The 16,545-nt window shown below is 75.5% G+C and carries 9 protein-coding genes; 5 read left to right on the top strand and 4 right to left on the bottom strand.

Annotated elements, in window-relative coordinates:
* The 5 genes from ACFV4N_RS27570 to ACFV4N_RS27550 all read left to right on the top strand — a co-directional run.
* The coding region (locus ACFV4N_RS27570; RefSeq protein WP_499675508.1) for an amino acid adenylation domain-containing protein at positions 1-3,220 on the top strand (3,220 nt) is incomplete at its 5' end.
* Positions 3,217-4,566, top strand: coding sequence for an MFS transporter (locus ACFV4N_RS27565; protein WP_499675507.1), 1,350 nt, complete (start codon positions 3,217-3,219; stop codon positions 4,564-4,566). The genes ACFV4N_RS27570 and ACFV4N_RS27565, both read left to right, overlap by 4 nt.
* The gene (locus ACFV4N_RS27560; protein WP_499675506.1) at positions 4,563-8,978 is read left to right on the top strand and encodes a non-ribosomal peptide synthetase; all 4,416 of its coding nucleotides are present in this window, start codon (positions 4,563-4,565) and stop codon (positions 8,976-8,978) included. Before ACFV4N_RS27565 ends, ACFV4N_RS27560 begins: the two co-directional genes overlap by 4 nt.
* Positions 8,979-8,980: 2 nt before the next feature.
* Positions 8,981-9,979 carry a methyltransferase gene (locus tag ACFV4N_RS27555; RefSeq protein WP_499675505.1) on the top strand — a complete coding sequence of 333 codons (999 nt, stop codon included), beginning with the start codon at positions 8,981-8,983 and terminating at the stop codon, positions 9,977-9,979.
* Between the two features lie 178 nt (positions 9,980-10,157).
* Positions 10,158-11,258 (top strand): calcium:cation antiporter, encoded by a 1,101-nt coding sequence (locus ACFV4N_RS27550; RefSeq protein ID WP_499675504.1) that lies wholly within the window; start codon positions 10,158-10,160, stop codon positions 11,256-11,258.
* A 5-nt stretch (positions 11,259-11,263) separates the two neighbouring features.
* Here ACFV4N_RS27550 and ACFV4N_RS27545 read toward each other — a convergent pair whose 3' ends face one another.
* From ACFV4N_RS27545 to ACFV4N_RS27530, 4 genes are read right to left on the bottom strand one after another with little or no spacing between them, the layout of a single operon-like run.
* Positions 11,264-11,419 carry a hypothetical protein gene (locus ACFV4N_RS27545; RefSeq protein WP_499675503.1) on the bottom strand — a complete coding sequence of 52 codons (156 nt, stop codon included), beginning with the start codon at positions 11,417-11,419 and terminating at the stop codon, positions 11,264-11,266.
* Positions 11,420-11,454: 35 nt separating this feature from the next.
* Positions 11,455-12,654 carry an MFS transporter gene (locus tag ACFV4N_RS27540; RefSeq protein WP_499675502.1) on the bottom strand — a complete coding sequence of 400 codons (1,200 nt, stop codon included), beginning with the start codon at positions 12,652-12,654 and terminating at the stop codon, positions 11,455-11,457.
* Complete coding sequence (locus tag ACFV4N_RS27535) at positions 12,651-12,980, bottom strand: ClpX C4-type zinc finger protein (RefSeq protein WP_499675501.1); 330 nt, start codon at positions 12,978-12,980, stop codon at positions 12,651-12,653. Before ACFV4N_RS27535 ends, ACFV4N_RS27540 begins: the two co-directional genes overlap by 4 nt.
* Positions 12,981-13,017: 37 nt before the next feature.
* Positions 13,018-16,350 carry an AfsR/SARP family transcriptional regulator gene (locus tag ACFV4N_RS27530; protein WP_499675500.1) on the bottom strand — a complete coding sequence of 1,111 codons (3,333 nt, stop codon included), beginning with the start codon at positions 16,348-16,350 and terminating at the stop codon, positions 13,018-13,020.
* Positions 16,351-16,545: the final 195 nt, after the last annotated feature.

Raw genomic sequence — 16,545 nt, 5'->3', positions numbered from 1 at the left:
GGCGCGGCGGCTGCGCGCGCGGGCCGCCGCGCCGACCGCCTACCCGCTGTCGTTCGGGCAGCAGCGGCTGTGGTTCCTGGACAAGTTCTCCCCCGGCGGCGCGGTCTACAGCGTGCCGATCGGGCTGCGGCTGCGCGGGGTGCTCGACACCGCGGCGCTCCAGCGGGCGCTGGACGTCCTGGTGAACCGGCACGCCGCGCTGCGCACCACGTTCCCCGACTCGGGCGGGGAGCCCGTGCAGCTGGTCGCGCCGACCGGCTCCGCCACCCTGGCGGTGCACGACCTCTCGGGCGACGGGGCCACCGGCGCCGACCGGGACGCCGCGGCCAAGCGGTTCGCCGACGAGCGCGCCGCCGTCGGCTTCGACCTGCGCCGGGGCCCGCTGTTCGCGGCGCACCTGGGCAGGCTCGCCGACGACGACCACGTGCTGGTGCTGTCGCTGCACCACATCGTGTCCGACGCGTGGTCGCTGTCGGTGCTGCTCGGCGAGCTGGGCAAGGCCTACGACGCGGCGCTGGCCGGCGGGGAGCCCGACCTGCCGCCGCTGCGGCTGCAGTACCAGGACTTCGCGGTGTGGCAGCGCGACCAGGTCGCGGGCGAGGCGACCGCCGGGCACCTGGAGTACTGGACCCGGCACCTGGCCGGCGCGCCGGAGCTGCTGACCCTGCCCACGGACCGGCCCCGGCCCGCCGAGGTCGGCTACCGGGGCGCGCTGCACGAGGCGTGGGTCCGGCCGGACGACCTGGCCGCGCTGGAGCGGCTGGCCCGCGAGCACGGCGCCACGCTGTTCATGGTGCTGCTGGCCGGGTTCGCGGCCCGGCTGGGCAGGCTGGCCGGGCAGGACGAGGTGGTGGTCGGCACGCCGGTGGCCGGTCGCCCCCACGCGGACCTGGAGCACCTGGTCGGGTTCTTCGTCAACACGCTGGCGCTGCGCGCGCACGTGGGCGGCGACCCGACGTTCTCCGAGCTGCTGGCGCGGGTCCGCGACGTCACCGTGAACGGCCTGGCGCACGCCGACCTGCCGTTCGAGCGGCTGGTGGAGCACCTGCGCCCGCGCCGAAGCACCGGCCACTCCCCCGTCTACCAGGCCCAGCTGATCCTCACCAACACCCCGCCGCTGGCCCTGTCGATGTCGGGCCTCGACGTGCGGTCGCTGGTGCCCGACGCGGGGGTGTCGAAGTTCGACCTCACGCTGGCCGCCGACCGGCAGGGCGACGCGCTGGGCCTGGGCGTGGAGTACCGGACCGACCTGTTCGACGCCGCCACGATCACCGCGTTCACCGACCGGCTCGTGGCGCTGCTGGTCGCGGCGGCGCGGGACCCCGGCAAGCGGATCAGCGAGCTGGACGCGCTCACCGGCGTGCAGCGCTGGCAGGTGCTGGAGGGCCGCAACGCCACCGACCTGCCGCTGCCGCCGGCCGCCACCGCGCTCGACCTGGTCACCGGCGACGGGACCGCCGTGTCCGGTGTGGACGGCCGGCTCACGTATGCCGAGTTGGACGAGCGGGCCCGGCGGTACGCGGCCCTGCTGCGGGCGCACGGCGTGACCCGGGGGTCGGTGGTGGCGCTGTGCCTGCCGCGCACGCCCGACCTGGTGGCCGCCGTGCTCGGCGCGTGGCGGGCGGGCGCGGCCTACGTGCCGCTGGACCCGGGCTGGCCCGCGGACCGGTTGGCGCTGATGCTCGCCGACTCGGGCGCGGCGGTGCTGGTCGCCGGCGACGACCGGCGCCCGGCCTTCGACGGCACCGTGCTGCGCCCGGCGGACGCCGACGCCCACGAACCCGACGACGCGCCCTGCCCCGCGTCCGGCGAGGACCTGGCGTACGTGATCTACACCTCCGGCTCGACCGGCACGCCGAAGGGCGTGGAGGTGCCGCACCGGGCGGTGGTGAACCTGCTGGTGTCGTTCCAGGAGCTGTTCGAGCTGTCCCCGGCGGACCGGCTGGCGGCGGTGACCACGCTGTCGTTCGACATCTCCGTGCTGGAACTGCTGCTGCCGCTCACCGCGGGCGCGGAGGTGCTGGTCGTGCCCGCCGAGGTCGCGGGCGACGGCGCGGCGCTGCGGCGGCTGCTGGTCGAGCGCGACGTCACCGCGCTCCAGGCCACGCCGGCCACGTGGCGGCTGCTGCTCGCGGCGGGCGGCGTGCCCGCCGGGGTGGCGACGCGGATCTGCGGCGGCGAGGCGCTGCCCCGCGACCTGGCCGACGACCTGCTCGCCGACGACGCGCTGCTGTGGAACGCCTACGGGCCGACCGAGACCACGGTGTGGTCCTCGGCCGGCCTCGTCGAGCCCTCCCCCGCCCCCGTGGCGCTCGGGCCGCCCATCGGCAACACCCGCCTGTACGTGCTGGGACCGGGGCTGGAGCCGGTGCCGCCGGGCGTGGTCGGCGAGCTGCACATCGGCGGCGCGGGCGTGGCCCGCGGCTACCACGACCGGCCCGGCCTGACCGCGGCGCGGTTCGTGCCCGACCCGTTCGGCCCCGCCCCGGGCGCGCGGCTGTACGCGACCGGCGACCTGGTGCGGCACCGGTCCGACGGCTCCCTGGAGTTCCTGGGCCGCGCCGACCACCAGGTGAAGGTGCGCGGGTTCCGCATCGAGCTGGGCGAGGTCGAGGCGGCGCTGCTGGCCACCGGCGAGGTGCGCGAGGCCGTGGTGCGGGCCGTGGACGAACGCCTCGTCGCCTACGTCGTGCCCGACGGGGCCGGACCCGGCGACGGCGCGGAGAACGGGCTGTGGCCCCGGCTGCGCGCCCGGCTGGCCGAGCGGCTGCCCGACTACATGCTGCCCGCCGGCGCGGTGGTGCTCGACGCGTTCCCGCTGACGCCCAACGGCAAGACCGACCGCAACGCGCTGCCCGCGCCCACGTGGGCGGCCGAGGGCGAGCGGGTCGCGCCGCGCGACGACGTGGAACGGGTGCTGGCCGACATCTGGGCCGAGGTGCTGGGCGTGCCCGAGGTCGGCGTGCACGACGACTTCTTCGCGCTCGGCGGCCACTCCCTGCTGGCGGCGAAGGCCCTGGCCCGCGTGCACGGCGCGTTCTCCGTGGCCGTGCCGATCGGCCGGATGTTCGCCGCGCCCACCGTGGCCGGGGTCGCCGCGGCGCTGACGGCGCTGGAGGACGTGCCGGGGCGGGTGGCCGCGGTCGCGGAGCTGCGGGTGCAACTGGCCGGCATGTCGGCCGAGGAGGTCCAGGCGATGCTCGGGGAGGCGGCGCGATGACCACGCCGAAGGGAACCGCCCCGGTCGGGGGCGTCGCGGGCCTGCGGCGCTTCTCCCTGGTCTGGGGCGGGCAACTGGTGTCGGTGATCGGCTCCGCGCTGACCGCGTTCGTGCTCGGCGTCTGGGTCTACACCGGCACCGGGTCGGTGACCCAGTTCGTGCTGATCCAGTTCTGCGCGGTGGTGCCGGGCATCCTGCTCGCCCCCTACGCGGGCGTGGTCGCCGACCGGTACGACCGGCGGCGCGTCATGCTCCTCGCCGACACCGGCGGCGGCGTGGTGACCGCGCTGCTGCTGGTCGCGACGTCCTCGGGCGGGCTGGCCGTGTGGCAGGTGTACGCGGCCACCGCGCTGACCGCCACGCTGAACACCTTCCACGTCATCGCCTACACGGCGCTGGTGCCCGCCCTGGTGCCCAAGGAGCACCTGGGCCGGGTCAACGGGCTGATGCAGATCACGCAGGGCGTGCAGATCGCCGCCCCGCTGGTCGCCGGCGCGCTGCTGGGCCTGGTGGGGCTGCGGGGCGTGCTGGTGATCGACGTGGTGTCGATGGTCGTCGCGGTCGGCGCCCTGCTGGTGGCGCGCCTGCCGGAGGAGGCCGTGCGGCCGCCCGGCGCGACCGGCGGCGAGCGCCAGGGCGTCGGCGCCGGCCTGGCCTGGCTGCGCGGCGCACCCGGCCTGTTCGCGCTGTGCGCGGTGTTCGGCGTGTGGAACTTCCTGTTCGCCATCGCGGGCGGCCTGGTGCAGCCGCTGATCCTGTCCTTCTCCAGCCCCGCCACCCTGGGCGTGCTGATGGCCGCGGGCGGCAGCGGCCTGTTCGTCGGCGGCCTGGTGATGGGCGTGTGGGGCGGGCCGAAGCGCCGGGTCCTGGGCGTCTACCTCGGGTTGGCCCTGGGCGGGGTGTTCCTGGTGCTGCACTCGCTGGCGCCCTCGCCGTGGCTGATCGGCCTGGCCGCCCCCGCGTTCCTGTTCACCCTGCCGCTGATGAACACCTGCTGCGTGACGCTGCTCCAGACCAAGGTGGACCCGGCCGTGCTGGGCCGGGTGCTGGCCGTGGTCCGGGTGCTGAGCACCGCCGCCATGCCCGTGGCGTTCCTGCTGATCGGCCCGCTGACCGACGGCGTGGCCGAACCGCTGATGGCGGCCGACGGCGCGCTGGCGTCGAGCGTCGGCGCGCTGATCGGCACCGGCGAGGGCCGCGGCATCGCCCTGATCTTCCTCGTCGTCGGCGCGCTGATGCTCGTCCTGGCCGCCTGGGCCTGGACGCGGCCCCGGCTGCGCGCCGTCGACGACCTGCCCGACGCGGTGGCCGACGAGGTCCCCACGCCTGAAAGGACCACCCCGTGACCGACATCTCCGACCACCGCGAACAACTGCTGGCCAAGCTGCTGGCCGAACGCGGGCTCGCGCCCGTCGAGCGCCCCGGGGTGCCCCGGCGGCCGGCGGGCGCGGTGGTGCCGCTGACCGGCAACCAGCGCGGCCTGTGGCTGACCGGGCGCCTGGGCCTCGACGCCGGCGCGTACGTCATGTTCGCCACCCTCCGCGTGGCGGGCGAACTGGACGAGGCGCGGCTGCGCGCGGCCGTGCGGACCGTGATGGCCCGCCACGAGGCGCTGCGCACCCGGATCGTCGACACCGACGGCACACCGGAGCAGCAGGTGCTCGACGAGGCGCCCGAGGACGTGGCGTTCTCGTCGGTGCCCGACGAGGAGGAGCTGCGCGCCTTCCTCGTGGCCGAGGTGGACACCCCGTTCGACCTGGAGACCGCGCCGCTGATGCGGGTCCGCGCGGTGCGGATCGGATCCGACACCGCCCTCGTGTTCAGCGCCCACCACATCATCTGCGACGACCTGTCGCTCGGCGTGGTCGCGGGCGAGGTCGGCCGGGTCTACCAGGGCGCCGAACCCGGACCGGCCCCGGCCCAGTTCCCCGACTACGCCCACTGGCAGGCCGACCGGCTCGCCGACGGCGAGCGGCAGCGGCAGCTCGACCACTGGCACGACCGGCTCACCGGCGCGCCCGACGTGCTGGACCTGGCACTCGACCGGCCCCGCACGCCCAACCGCACCGTCGCGGGCGGCAGCCACCGGTTCACCATCCCCGCCGCCCTGGCCGGGAAGCTCGCCGACCTCACCCGCGCGCACGGCTGCACCACCTTCGCCGGGCTGCTGGCCGCGTTCGGCGTGCTGCTGTCGCGGCGCTCGGGCGCGGACGACGTGGTGATCGGCTCCCCCACCACCCACCGGCCCTTCCCCGAGCTGGAGCGGTCGGTCGGCATGTTCGTCACCACCACCGCCCTGCGGCTCGACCTCTCCGGCGACCCGACCCCCGCGGACCTGCTCGGCCGGGCCCGCGCCGTCGCGATCGACGCGCTCGACCACGCCGAGGTCAGCTTCGACGAGGTCGCCGCCAGGGTCGCCCCCCGCCGCGACCTGGCCCACCACCCGCTGTTCCAGGTGATGCTGGTGCTCAACCGGGGCGGCGAGGGCGACCGGTGGGCCGGGCTGCCCGCCACGCCGCTGCCGGTCGACCGGGAGACCAGCCGGTTCGACCTGACCCTGCACGTGCGGGAAACCGACGGCGACTGGCCCGCGAACCTGGACTACAGCGCCGACCTGTTCGAACCCGACACCGTCGCGCGGATGGCGGACCACCTGCTGACCGTCCTCACCGCGCTCGTCTCCCACCCGACCACCCCCCTGTCCGAACTGGACACCACGACCGCCGCCGACCGGGCGGCCGCCGCCGCGGTGAACGGCGAACCGGCCGACGGCCTCGACCCCGCCCTGTCCCTGCGCCAACCCCACGTCCTGCACCGCATCGCCGACCAGGTCGCCGCCAACCCCGGCGCCACCGCCGTGCTCGACCTGGCCGACGGCGCGGCGCTGACGTTCGCGCAGCTCGACCGGCGCGCCAACCGGGTCGCCCACGTGCTCGCCGAGTGCGGCGTCGGCCCGGAGACGCCCGTGGGCCTGGCGCTCAAGGCCGGACCCGACGCCCTGGTCGCGCTGCTGGCCGTGCTCAAGGCGGGCGGCGCCTACGTGCCCCTCGACCCCGCGCACCCGCCCGCCCGCCTGACCGGCCTGCTCGCCGACTGCGGCGCACCCGTGGTGATCACCGCACCCGGCAGCCGCGACCGGTTCGGCGACTACCGCGGCGCGCTGCTGGACACCTCCGACGAGGCGTTCACCGGCGAAGCCGACCAGCCGCCCGCCGCGCCCACCACCGACGACGGCCTGGCCTACATCGTCTACACCTCCGGCTCGACCGGCGTGCCCAAGGGCGTGCAGGTGCAGCACGACACGCTGGCCAACCTGACCGGCGCGTTCATCGACCTGCACGGGTTCACCCCCGGCCAGCGGCTGCTGATGGTGCCACCGCTGAGCTTCGACGCCTCGGTGGGCGACGTGTTCCCCGCCTGGTGCGCGGGCGCCGCGGTCGCGGTGCACCCCGAACCCGCGTCGATCAGCGGCCCCGACCTGCTCAAGCTGTGCGCCGACCACGGCATCACCGCCGTGGACACCGCGGCCGCGCTGTTCAAGCGGTGGGTGGCCGACCTGGAAGGACTGGCCGTCGACCCCGGCCCGCTGTCGCTGGTGATGTTCGGCGGCGAGGCGGTGCCGACCTCGACCGCCGCCGAGTGGGCCGCCCTGACCGGCGGCAAGGTCAGGCTCGTCAACCACTACGGCCCCACCGAGACCACGGTGTGCGCCACCGCCTTCGCCACCGTCGACGGCTCGGAAGCGGACCCGCGCGCCACGACGCTGCCCATCGGCCGACCCCTGCCCGCCGTGCGGGCCTACGTGCTCGACGCCGACCTGCGACCCGCACCGGTCGGCGTGCCCGGCCAGCTCCACGTCGGCGGGCTCGCACCCGCGCGGGGCTACCGGGGCGACCCGGCCCGCACCGCCGCCGCCTACCTGCCGGACCCGACCGTGCTGGGCGGGCGCATGTACCGCACCGGCGACCTGGTGCGGCTGCTGCCGGACGGCACCCTGGAGTTCCTCGGCCGGGTCGACGAACAGGTCAAGCTGCGCGGCCACCGGATCGAACCGGGCGAGGTGCGGGCGGCCCTGCTCGCGCACCCCGGCGTCGCCGAGGCGGCCGTGGCCGTGCGCGGCGACGTCCTGGTGGCCTACGTCGTGCCGCGCTCCGGCGAGGGCGCGCCGGAACTGGACGACCTGCGGGCGTTCTGCGCCGAGCGGCTGCCCGACTCGATGCTGCCGGGAGCACGCGTCGAACTGGACGAGCTGCCGCTGACCAGGCACGGCAAGGTCGACCTCGCCGCACTGCCCGACCCCGACCCCAACGCCCGCACCACCCCCTACGAACCACCCCGCACCCCCGTCGAGCGGACGCTCGCCGAGATCTGGTCGGAAGTGCTGGAGGCGCCGCTGGTCGGACGCCGGGACAGCTTCTTCGGCCTCGGCGGGCACTCGCTCATCGCCGCCGCCGTGCTGGCGAAGGTGCGGGCCCTGCTGGGCGTCACCGTGCCGCTGCGCGCCCTGTTCGCCACCGCCGACCTCGCCGAACTCGCCGAGGTCGTCGAACAGGCCGCCGCCTCCGACCACACCTTCGCCAAGCGCTACAAGTCCGGGCTGCCGACCGTGCCGGAGATGCGGCTCGACGCCGTGCCACCGGACGACATCGCACCCCACCACCCGACGCGCCAAGGCCCACCGGAACGCGTGCTGCTGACCGGCGCCACCGGCTTCCTCGGCGCGCACCTCCTCGGCGAGGTCCTGGAGCGCACCGACGCCGAGGTCCACTGCCTCGTGCGGGCCGAGACCGAAGCCGTGGCGCTCGCCCGCATCCGCGCCAACCTGCGCCGCGCCCACCTGGACGTGCCCGAGGAACGACTGGCCCGCGTCGTGCCGGTGGTCGGCGACATGTCCAAGCCGATGCTCGGCCTGCCGGAGGAGGACTTCGACCGGCTCGCCGAGAGCATGGACGCCATCTACCACAACGGCGCGGTCATGAACTTCGTCCTCACCTACCAGTGGATGATGCCCCCGCACGTGGGCAGCACGATCGACGTCCTGCGGCTCGCCACCCGGTACGCCACCAAACCGCTCCACCTCATGTCCACCCTGGGCGTCTTCCTCGGCACGAACTACGACCAGCAGCCCGTCAGCGAGGCCGACCGCCCCGAGGACCCCACCGGCCTGGACACCGGCTACCACACCACCAAGTGGGTGGCCGACATGATGGGCGTCCTCGCCCGCGACCGCGGCGTGCCGGTGTCCATCCACCGGATCGCCGCCATCGTCGGCGACGTGCGCACCGGCACCGCCAAGACCGAGTCCTACCTGAGCCGCCAGATCTCCACCTGCGCCCACGCCGGCGCCGTGCCGCGCAGCCCGGACGTCATCGACATGCTGCCGGTGGACCGGCTGGCCGCCGCCATCGCCGGCATCTCGACCCGACCGGAGCAGCACGGGAAGGACTTCCACTACTACCGGGCGGACGGCCTCACCTACCCCGACCTCGGCGAAGTGCTGACCGCCCGCGGCTACCCGACGCGGACGCTGGAGTACTCCGACTGGCGGGCCCTGATGCTGGAGAGCCCGGACAGCGCGTTCGGACCGCTCGCGTTCGGCCTGACCACTACCCGCCGGGCCCACCCGGTGTTCGACTGCTCGGCCACCTGGGCCGCCGCCCGCGAGTGCGGCGTCGAGTTCCCGCCCGCCGACGCCGAGATGATCGCCCGCCACATCGACTACCTCGCCTCGGCGGGGGTCATGCCGGAGAGGACCTGACCGTGCCGCTGCACCTGCCCCCGGACGACGGGCCGCCGTCGTTCCACGACCTGCTCGCCACCGCCGGCTACCGCGCCCTCACGGCCGGGCTGCGACTGGGCGTGTTCGACGCCCTCGCCGACGGCCCCCGCCCCGTCGCGGACCTGGCGGCGGCACTGGGCGCGGACCCGCGCGGCACCGCGCTGCTGTGCGAGGCGCTGGTCTCGTTCGACTACCTCGCGCACGGCCCGGACGGCTACGCCAACACCGCCGCGACCACCGCGTGGCTGGTCGGCGACGGCTACGCGAACGTGCAGAAGTTCTGGTCCGTCGTGCTGTTCGAGTCGTGGACCGACCTGGAGGAGTCGGTGCGCACCGGCAAGCCCGCCCTCGACTTCTACGCCTGGCTGGCCGAACGGCCGGACGTGCTGCGGCGGTTCCAGGGGATGCTGTCCGGGCACGCGGACGCGATCGCCCCCGAGGTGGCGTCGGTGGTGCCCGCGGGCGAGACGCTGCTGGACCTCGGCGGCGGGCACGCCAAGCACGCGATCCGGCTGTGCCAGGCGCACCCGGACCTGCGCGCCACCGTGGTCGACCTGCCCGACGCCCTGGCCGTCGGCGCCGGCGCGGTGACCGACGCGGGGCTGTGCGACCGGATCACGTTGCGGCCGGGCGACTACGACGTGCTGGACCTGGGCTCCGGCTTCGACACCGCACTGCTGTTCAACGTCGTCCACGGCCGGACGGCGGCGGCGAACGAGGCGTTGCTGGCACGGGTGGCGGCGGCGCTGCGGCCGGGCGGGTCGGTGGTGCTGCTGGAGCACGACGAGCACACGCCCGACCGGGCGTCCGACGCCTTCGCCCGGGTGTTCAGCCTCAACCTGTTCCACGGGCAGGGCGGACAGGTGTACCCGGCGGAGGAGATCGCGTCCTGGCTGGCGGCGGCCGGGTTCGAGGAGCCCTCCCGGCACGCCCTGGAATCGTCGCCCGGTCAGTCGCTGGTGGTCGCGCGGAAGGCTTGATTTCAGCATTCACTGAAGCAATGGAGGTTGCAGACAAAGGTTTTGTCGTCGAGCGACGGCACGGGTCACGCCCGTTCGCCGTAACATCTTCCACCGTTCAGCTCAGGACGACGGCGCGACACACCGGGCGTGATCATCCATTCGGCGCAGCGGTCCCCGTCGTGCGAGGGTGGGCGGCATGACTGCTGCCTCCGCCCCTTCGAGGCTGTCCTGGACCGTCGTCGTGCCGTTGCTCGGCCTGGTGGCGCTGGTGCTGACCTGGGGTCGCGACCTGGGCCCCGTGCTGGTGGGCATCGCGGCCGTGGTGCTCGCCGGAACCGTGCTGGCCGCGGTGCACCACGCCGAGGTGATCGCGTTGCGCGTGGGCGAGCCCTACGGGTCGCTCGTGCTGGCGGTCGCGGTCACGGTGATCGAGGTCGCCTTGATCGTGACGCTGATGATCTCCGGCGGCCCCGAGTCCGCCACCCTGGCGCGGGACACCGTGTTCGCCGCTGTGATGATCACCACGAACGGCATCATCGGCCTGTCGCTGTTGCTGGGCGCGCTGCGGTACGGGGTGACGCTGTTCAACTCCGAGGGCAGCGGCGCGGCGCTGGCAACGGTGGCCACGCTCGCCACGCTGAGCCTGGTGTTCCCGACGTTCACCACCAGCCAGCCGGGACCCGAGTTCTCCACCCCGCAGCTCGCCTTCGCGGCGCTGGCCTCGTTGGCGCTGTACGGCATGTTCGTGAGCACGCAGACGGTGCGCCACCGCGACTTCTTCCTCCCGCTCGACCCGGAGGGCGAGGTGGTGGAGGCCGAGGAGCACGCGCCGCAGCCGAGCGGGCGGGAGACGGTGGTCAGCCTCGTGCTGCTGCTCGTGTCGCTGGTCGCGGTGGTGGGGCTGGCGAAGGTGGAGTCGCCCGCGATCGAGGCGGCGGTCCGGGCGGCCGGGTTCCCGCACTCCTTCGTCGGCGTGGTGATCGCGCTGCTGGTGCTGCTGCCCGAGACCATCGCGGCGGGCCGGGCGGCGCTGCGGGGGCGCATCCAGATCAGCCTGAACCTGGGCTTCGGGTCGGCGATGGCCAGCATCGGCCTGACCATCCCGGTCATCGCGGTCGCCTCGGTGTGGCTGGAAGGTCCACTGGTGCTGGGCCTCGGCTCCACGCAGATGGTGCTGTTCGCGATCACCGTGGTGGTGAGCGTGCTGACGGTCGTGCCCGGCCGGGCCACCCGGCTCCAGGGCGGCGTCCACCTGGTGCTGCTGGCGGCGTTCCTGTTCCTGGCCACCAACCCGTAGCGGGATCAGCTCCCGAACGGGTTCGCCTCCCGCAGCTCGCCGAGGACCGGTTCGAGCAGGTCGAGCACGACCGCGCGGAACGAGGGCACGAGGATGAACATCGCCACGGCCAGCGCCACGATCAGCCCCAGGCTGCCGCCGGACTTGGACTTGGACGCCATGCGCACTCCTCGGACGCGGGTGATCCCGTCCGAGGTTAGCGGCGTTCCGCGACCGGGTGTTCGGGGACACCCGGTCGGCGGCGGCGCCCCGCGCTGCCGACCAGCAGCCCGAGCAGCACCACCCAGGCGGCGAAGGCGAGGGACGTCGCGCCCGGCGTGGTGAGGTCCAGCAGCAGGCCCGCGGCGGCGGCGCCGACCGGGGTCGCCGCCCAGATCAGCAGGCTGAACGCGGTGCCGACGCGGCCCAGCAGGCGGTCCGGCGTCACCTCCAGCTGGTGGCCGAGCGCGGCCACGCCGAAGCACGGCATGGACACGGTGAACAGGGCCAGCACCACGCCCACCGCGACCAGCGAGTCGACGAGCGCCAGCGCCACCCACAGCACGGCGTGCAGCCACACCACGCCCAGCAGCAGGCCGTTCAGCCCGAGGCGGTCCTTGAGCCGAGGCGCGGACAACGCGCCCACCACTCCCCCGACCCCGAGGGCGGCGAACAGCCCGCCGACCGCGGTCGGCGACGCGTCGCCCGCCGAGACGATCGCGACCAGCGAGATGCCGGAGATGGCCACCTGGAGCCCGGCGGCGGTCAGCGCGATCGAGCGCAGCGACCGGTGCCCCCACAGCCACCGGACGCCCTCGGCCACCTCCGCGCGCAGCGGCCGCTCCTCCGCGCGTTCGGGCCGCAGGTCCGCGCGCACCGACGCGAAGCACAGCGCGGACACCAGGAACGACACCGCGTCCACCAGGAACGGCACCCCGCGCCCGAGCTGGAGCAGCGCGCCGCCGACCGGACCGGCCACCACGCCGGTCGCGGCCTGGGCGGTCTCGGTGGCCGACACCGCGGACGTCAACCGCTCCCGGTCGACCACGGCGGGCAGCACCGCGTTCTCCGCCGCCGAGAAGAACACGTGCAGCACGCCGCCGACCAGGCCGGTGACGAACAGGTGCGCGGGCGTCAGCGCGCCCGCCCACAGCGCCGCGGGCACGGTCGCCACGTTCACCGCCCGACCGAGGTCGCACAGCACCATGGTCCGCTTGCGGTCCCACCGGTCGACCAGCGCGCCCGCGGGCAACCCCAGCACCAGGTACGGCACCGCGCGCACGGCCGCCAACGCGCCGGCCGCGGCCGGCGAGCCGGTCAGCGCGAGCACGACCAGCGGGTAGGCGAGCTGGGAGACGCCGTTGCCGAGTGACGACGCGGTCTGCCCCAACCAGACCAGGCGGAAGTCGCGGGTCACTTGAACCGCTCCCACGCCGACTGCCTGCTCATGCCCAGCGCCTCGCCGATCCGCGCCCAGGTGACGCCGCGCTCGCGCAGGTCGAGCACGCGCGCCCGCAGGCCGCCCTCGACCTGCTCGGCGGTGGCGGCGATGCGCGGCAGGTGGGCCAGCAGCTCCTCGTCGGTCATGTCCGCCCACTCGGGCACGCTCGCCCGCGACGTGCCGTCGTCGCCGTCGAGGATCGACACGCAGGCGGCCACGCAGCCGTCGCAGATGTAGATCCCCGGCCCGCTGATGATCTTCCGCACCTCCGCGGCGGCCTTGCCGCAGAACGAGCAGCCCATCACTCCCCCTCGAAGTTGTCAGGCGCTGCCTGACAACCTAGCAGCCGGGGAGCGAGGAGGCCCACCCGTTCCGCGCCCCCGGGGGGAGGCCGATCGCGGACAGGAGCCGCTCGGCCCGCCGGGCGCACCGCCGCACGCGGCTCTCCTCGCCCTCGCGGCCGGCCGCTTCCGCCAGCAGCAGCAGGGCTTGCGCTTCGCCCAGGGGGTGCCGGGTCCGGGCGTGGGTGGACCGCGCCCGCTCGGCGTGGTCGGCGCCCGCCCGGACCCCGCCCCGGCGCAGGTGGGCCGAGGCGAGGAGCGCGTGGGCGCGTCCCTGGTGCGTCCGGTGGCCGGTGCGCGCGGCCAGGTCCAGTGCCGCGGTGGCGTCGTCGACGGCCCGCGCGGGGTCGCCGCGGTGGTGGTGGACCGCCGCCGTCCCGAGCAGCGCCTCGATGCGCCCCTGCCGGTACCGCGAGTGGTCGGCGGCCGCGAGCGCGTCCCGGTGCAGCGACTCGGCGTCGTCGAGCCGCGACCCGAGGCGGTGGACGACGGCCAGCGCGTTCTGCACGTCGACCGCGATGGCGTGGTGCCCGTTCGCGACCTCCACCGCGTGTTCCAGCAGGGCCGCGGCCTCGTCGAGGTCGCCGCGCAGGGCGGCGATCCTCCCCCGCACCTCCGAGTGCCACGCGGTCTCGTAACCCGCCGCGCCCCGCCGGACGTGCGGGGCCGCCGAGTCCAGGAGCTCCTCCGCCTTCGTGACGTCGCCCAGGTGGAGGTGGGTCTCGGCGAGGCCCGTCAGCGCGGCGCCGCGGCCCCGGTCGTGACCGGACCGGTCCTGCGCGGCCAGCGCCCTGGTGAAGCAGTCGAGGGCTTCGGCCGGGCGGCCGAGCCTGAGCGCGGTCGAGCCCAGGTTGATCAGGACGGTGCCGGTGTGGACCAGGCACGTGGCGGCGGCGGTGGCGATCCCGTCGGCCCGGCGCAGGTACCGGGACGCCTCGGGCAGCGTGCCGGTGAAGTGGTGCAGGAGGCCGAGGTTGGACAGCGCGGCGCACTCGCCGAGGGGCCACCCGGCGTCGGTGGCGCCGGCCAGCGCCGACTCGAAGTGGTCGATCGCCGAGGCGTAGGAACCCCGCATCAGGTCGAGCACGCCGGCGCTGTTGGTCATCGCGGACACCGCGCACGGGTTGCCGTCGACCCGCGCGGCGTCGCGGGCGAGGCGGACGACGGTCGCCCACTGCGCGGTGTTGCCCCGCAGGAAGAACCCCTTCAACCCGTCGGCCACCTGCCAGGCCAACCGGTGGTGACCGGTGGCGGCAGCCAGCTCCACGACCGCCGCGGTGTTGAACACCTCGGCGGTGAACCACTCCAGGGCGGCGGCGCCGTCGAAGGTCATCGGCTCGTGGCCCGTCCACGACGTGCTCCCCGGCAGGCGGACCCTCCCGGGGTCCAGGGCGTCCGCGGCGCCGTCCACGGTGATCGCGTACCAGGTGAGCAGGCGGTCCACGGGGGCGCGCCCGTCCCGGACCGCCCGGTCGGCGGCGTACAGCCGGAGCAGCTCGTGCAGGGCGTAGCGGCCGGGTGCGGGTTGTTCGACCAGGTTCGCGGCCACCAGGTCCCGCAGCTCGCGCTCGGCGTCGACGAGGTCGACGTCGGCGAGCGCGGCGACCGCCGGCGCGGTCGTGTCCGGTCCCGGCACCAGTCCGAGCAGCCGGAACACCCGCCGCGTCGACCGGGCCCTGGCGGCGTAGGACAGCTCGATCGCGGCGCCGACGGCCGCGGTCGGGTCGCCGTGCGGCTCCAGCGCGGCGAGGCGGTCGCCGGCGCGCAACGCGGCGGCGTAGTCGCCGATGGGGAGGTTCGGCTGGGCGGCCAGGTGCGCGGCGGCGACGCGGAGGGCGAGCGGCAGGCCGCCGCACAGGGCCACCAGGTCGTCCGCCGCCTCGGCCTCGTCGGTGACCCGCGTCCCGCCGAGGACCCGGTCGAGCACCGCCCTGCCGTCGTCGGCGCCGAGGACGTCCAGCCGCTGCTGCCGGGCGCCTTCGCGGACCACCAGGCCGTCCAGCCTGTTCCGGCTGGTGACCACCACCGCGCAGCCCGACGTGCCCGGCAACAGGGGTCGGACCCGGTCCGCGTCCACGGCGTCGTCGAGCAGGACCAGCACCCGCCGGTCGGCCAGCGCCGAGCGGTAGACCGCGGCCGCGCCGTCCACGCCGGCGGGTCGCCTGGTCGGGTCCACGTCGAGCGCCTGGAGCAGCTCCTCCAACGCCTGCCTCGCGGTCAGCGGCGCGCCGGCCGCGTGCCCGCGCAGGTTCACGTACAGCTGCCCGTCGGGGAAGCGGGACCGGTTGCGGTGGGCCCAGTGCAGTGCCAGCGCGGTCTTCCCCACCCCGGCGGCGCCGGTCAGGACGTGCACCACCGGGCCACCGCCCGCCTCGTCGTGCTCCCCGTCCAGCACGCGCAGGACCTCGTCTCGGCCCACGAAGCTCCGGGGCGCGGCCGGCAGCTGCGCCAGGCCCGAGGCGATCGGGCGGGCCTCGGGTCGCGGCCGGGACGCCGGTCGCGCGTCGTCCGTCCCGCTCGTGGCGGCACGGCCCCCGCGCGGCGAACCCGGCCCGCGAGCGAGAGCCGCCCGCGGTTCGGCGCGGCCGGTCGAGACCTGTCCGGCCAGGACCCGGCCGTGCAGGTCCCGCAGGCCGGCACCGGGTTCGGTGCCGAGTTGCGAGACCAGCCTCTCGCGGATCTCCCGGTAGTGCGCCAAGGCGTCGGCCGTGCGCCCGGCCCGGTGCAGGGCCAGCACGTACTGGCCCGCCACCCGCTCGTCCAGGGGGTGCGCGGCGGTCCTCTGAGCCAACTCGACCACCAGGGCGTCGCCCTCGCCCAGGCGCAGCCGCGCGTCGACCAGGTCGTGCCGCGCGGCCAGCCGTTCCAGCCCGAGCCGGTCGCGCTCGGCCCGGCACCACTCGCCGTCCACCCCGGTCAACGCCTGCCCGCGCCACAGCGCCAGGGCGTCGGTCAGCAACCGCGCGCGCCGCTCGTCGTCGTCTGCCGCGTGGGCGGCGGCACGCAGGTCGCGGAACCGGTGCAGGTCCACCGCCGTCCCGACCTCTTCGGCGACCAGGGCGTAGCCGCCCGACTGGCGCACGACGGCCACGCCGCCCACGTCAACCAGTGCCCGGCGCAGCCGGGAGATGTAGCTGTGCAGCGTGGCGCGCGCCCTCGGCGCCGCCTCCGCGCCCCACACCCGCTCCACCAACCGGTCCACCGGCACCACCCGGCCCGCGTCGACCGCCAGCGCCGCCAGCACGCACCGCTGCCTGGGCGTGCCCAGCTCCACCGACCGCCCGTCGACCTCCGCGACCACCTCCCCCAACAGGCGCACCAGTGCCGCCACGCGAATCGCCCCCTGTTCCCCGGCCTCGGGTCGCCAGGCATAGCAGCCCGGCCCGTGCCGTGCGGGGGCCTTGCCGGCGGTTCACACGATCGGGTGTTGCGGAGAGGTGCAAGACCACCGCCCCCGGGCGCCGCCGGTTCACCCCCGATCACGAAGACCGCGCCGCGACCGCCGTGGGAGGTTTCGTCCGGTGAC

Origin of the sequence: Actinosynnema sp. NPDC059797, from assembly GCF_042732085.1 — a bacterium.
GTDB lineage: Bacteria > Actinomycetota > Actinomycetes > Mycobacteriales > Pseudonocardiaceae > Actinosynnema.
The sequence above is the reverse complement of the archived record's forward strand: the minus strand, read 5'-3'. Positions and strand labels throughout refer to the sequence as shown.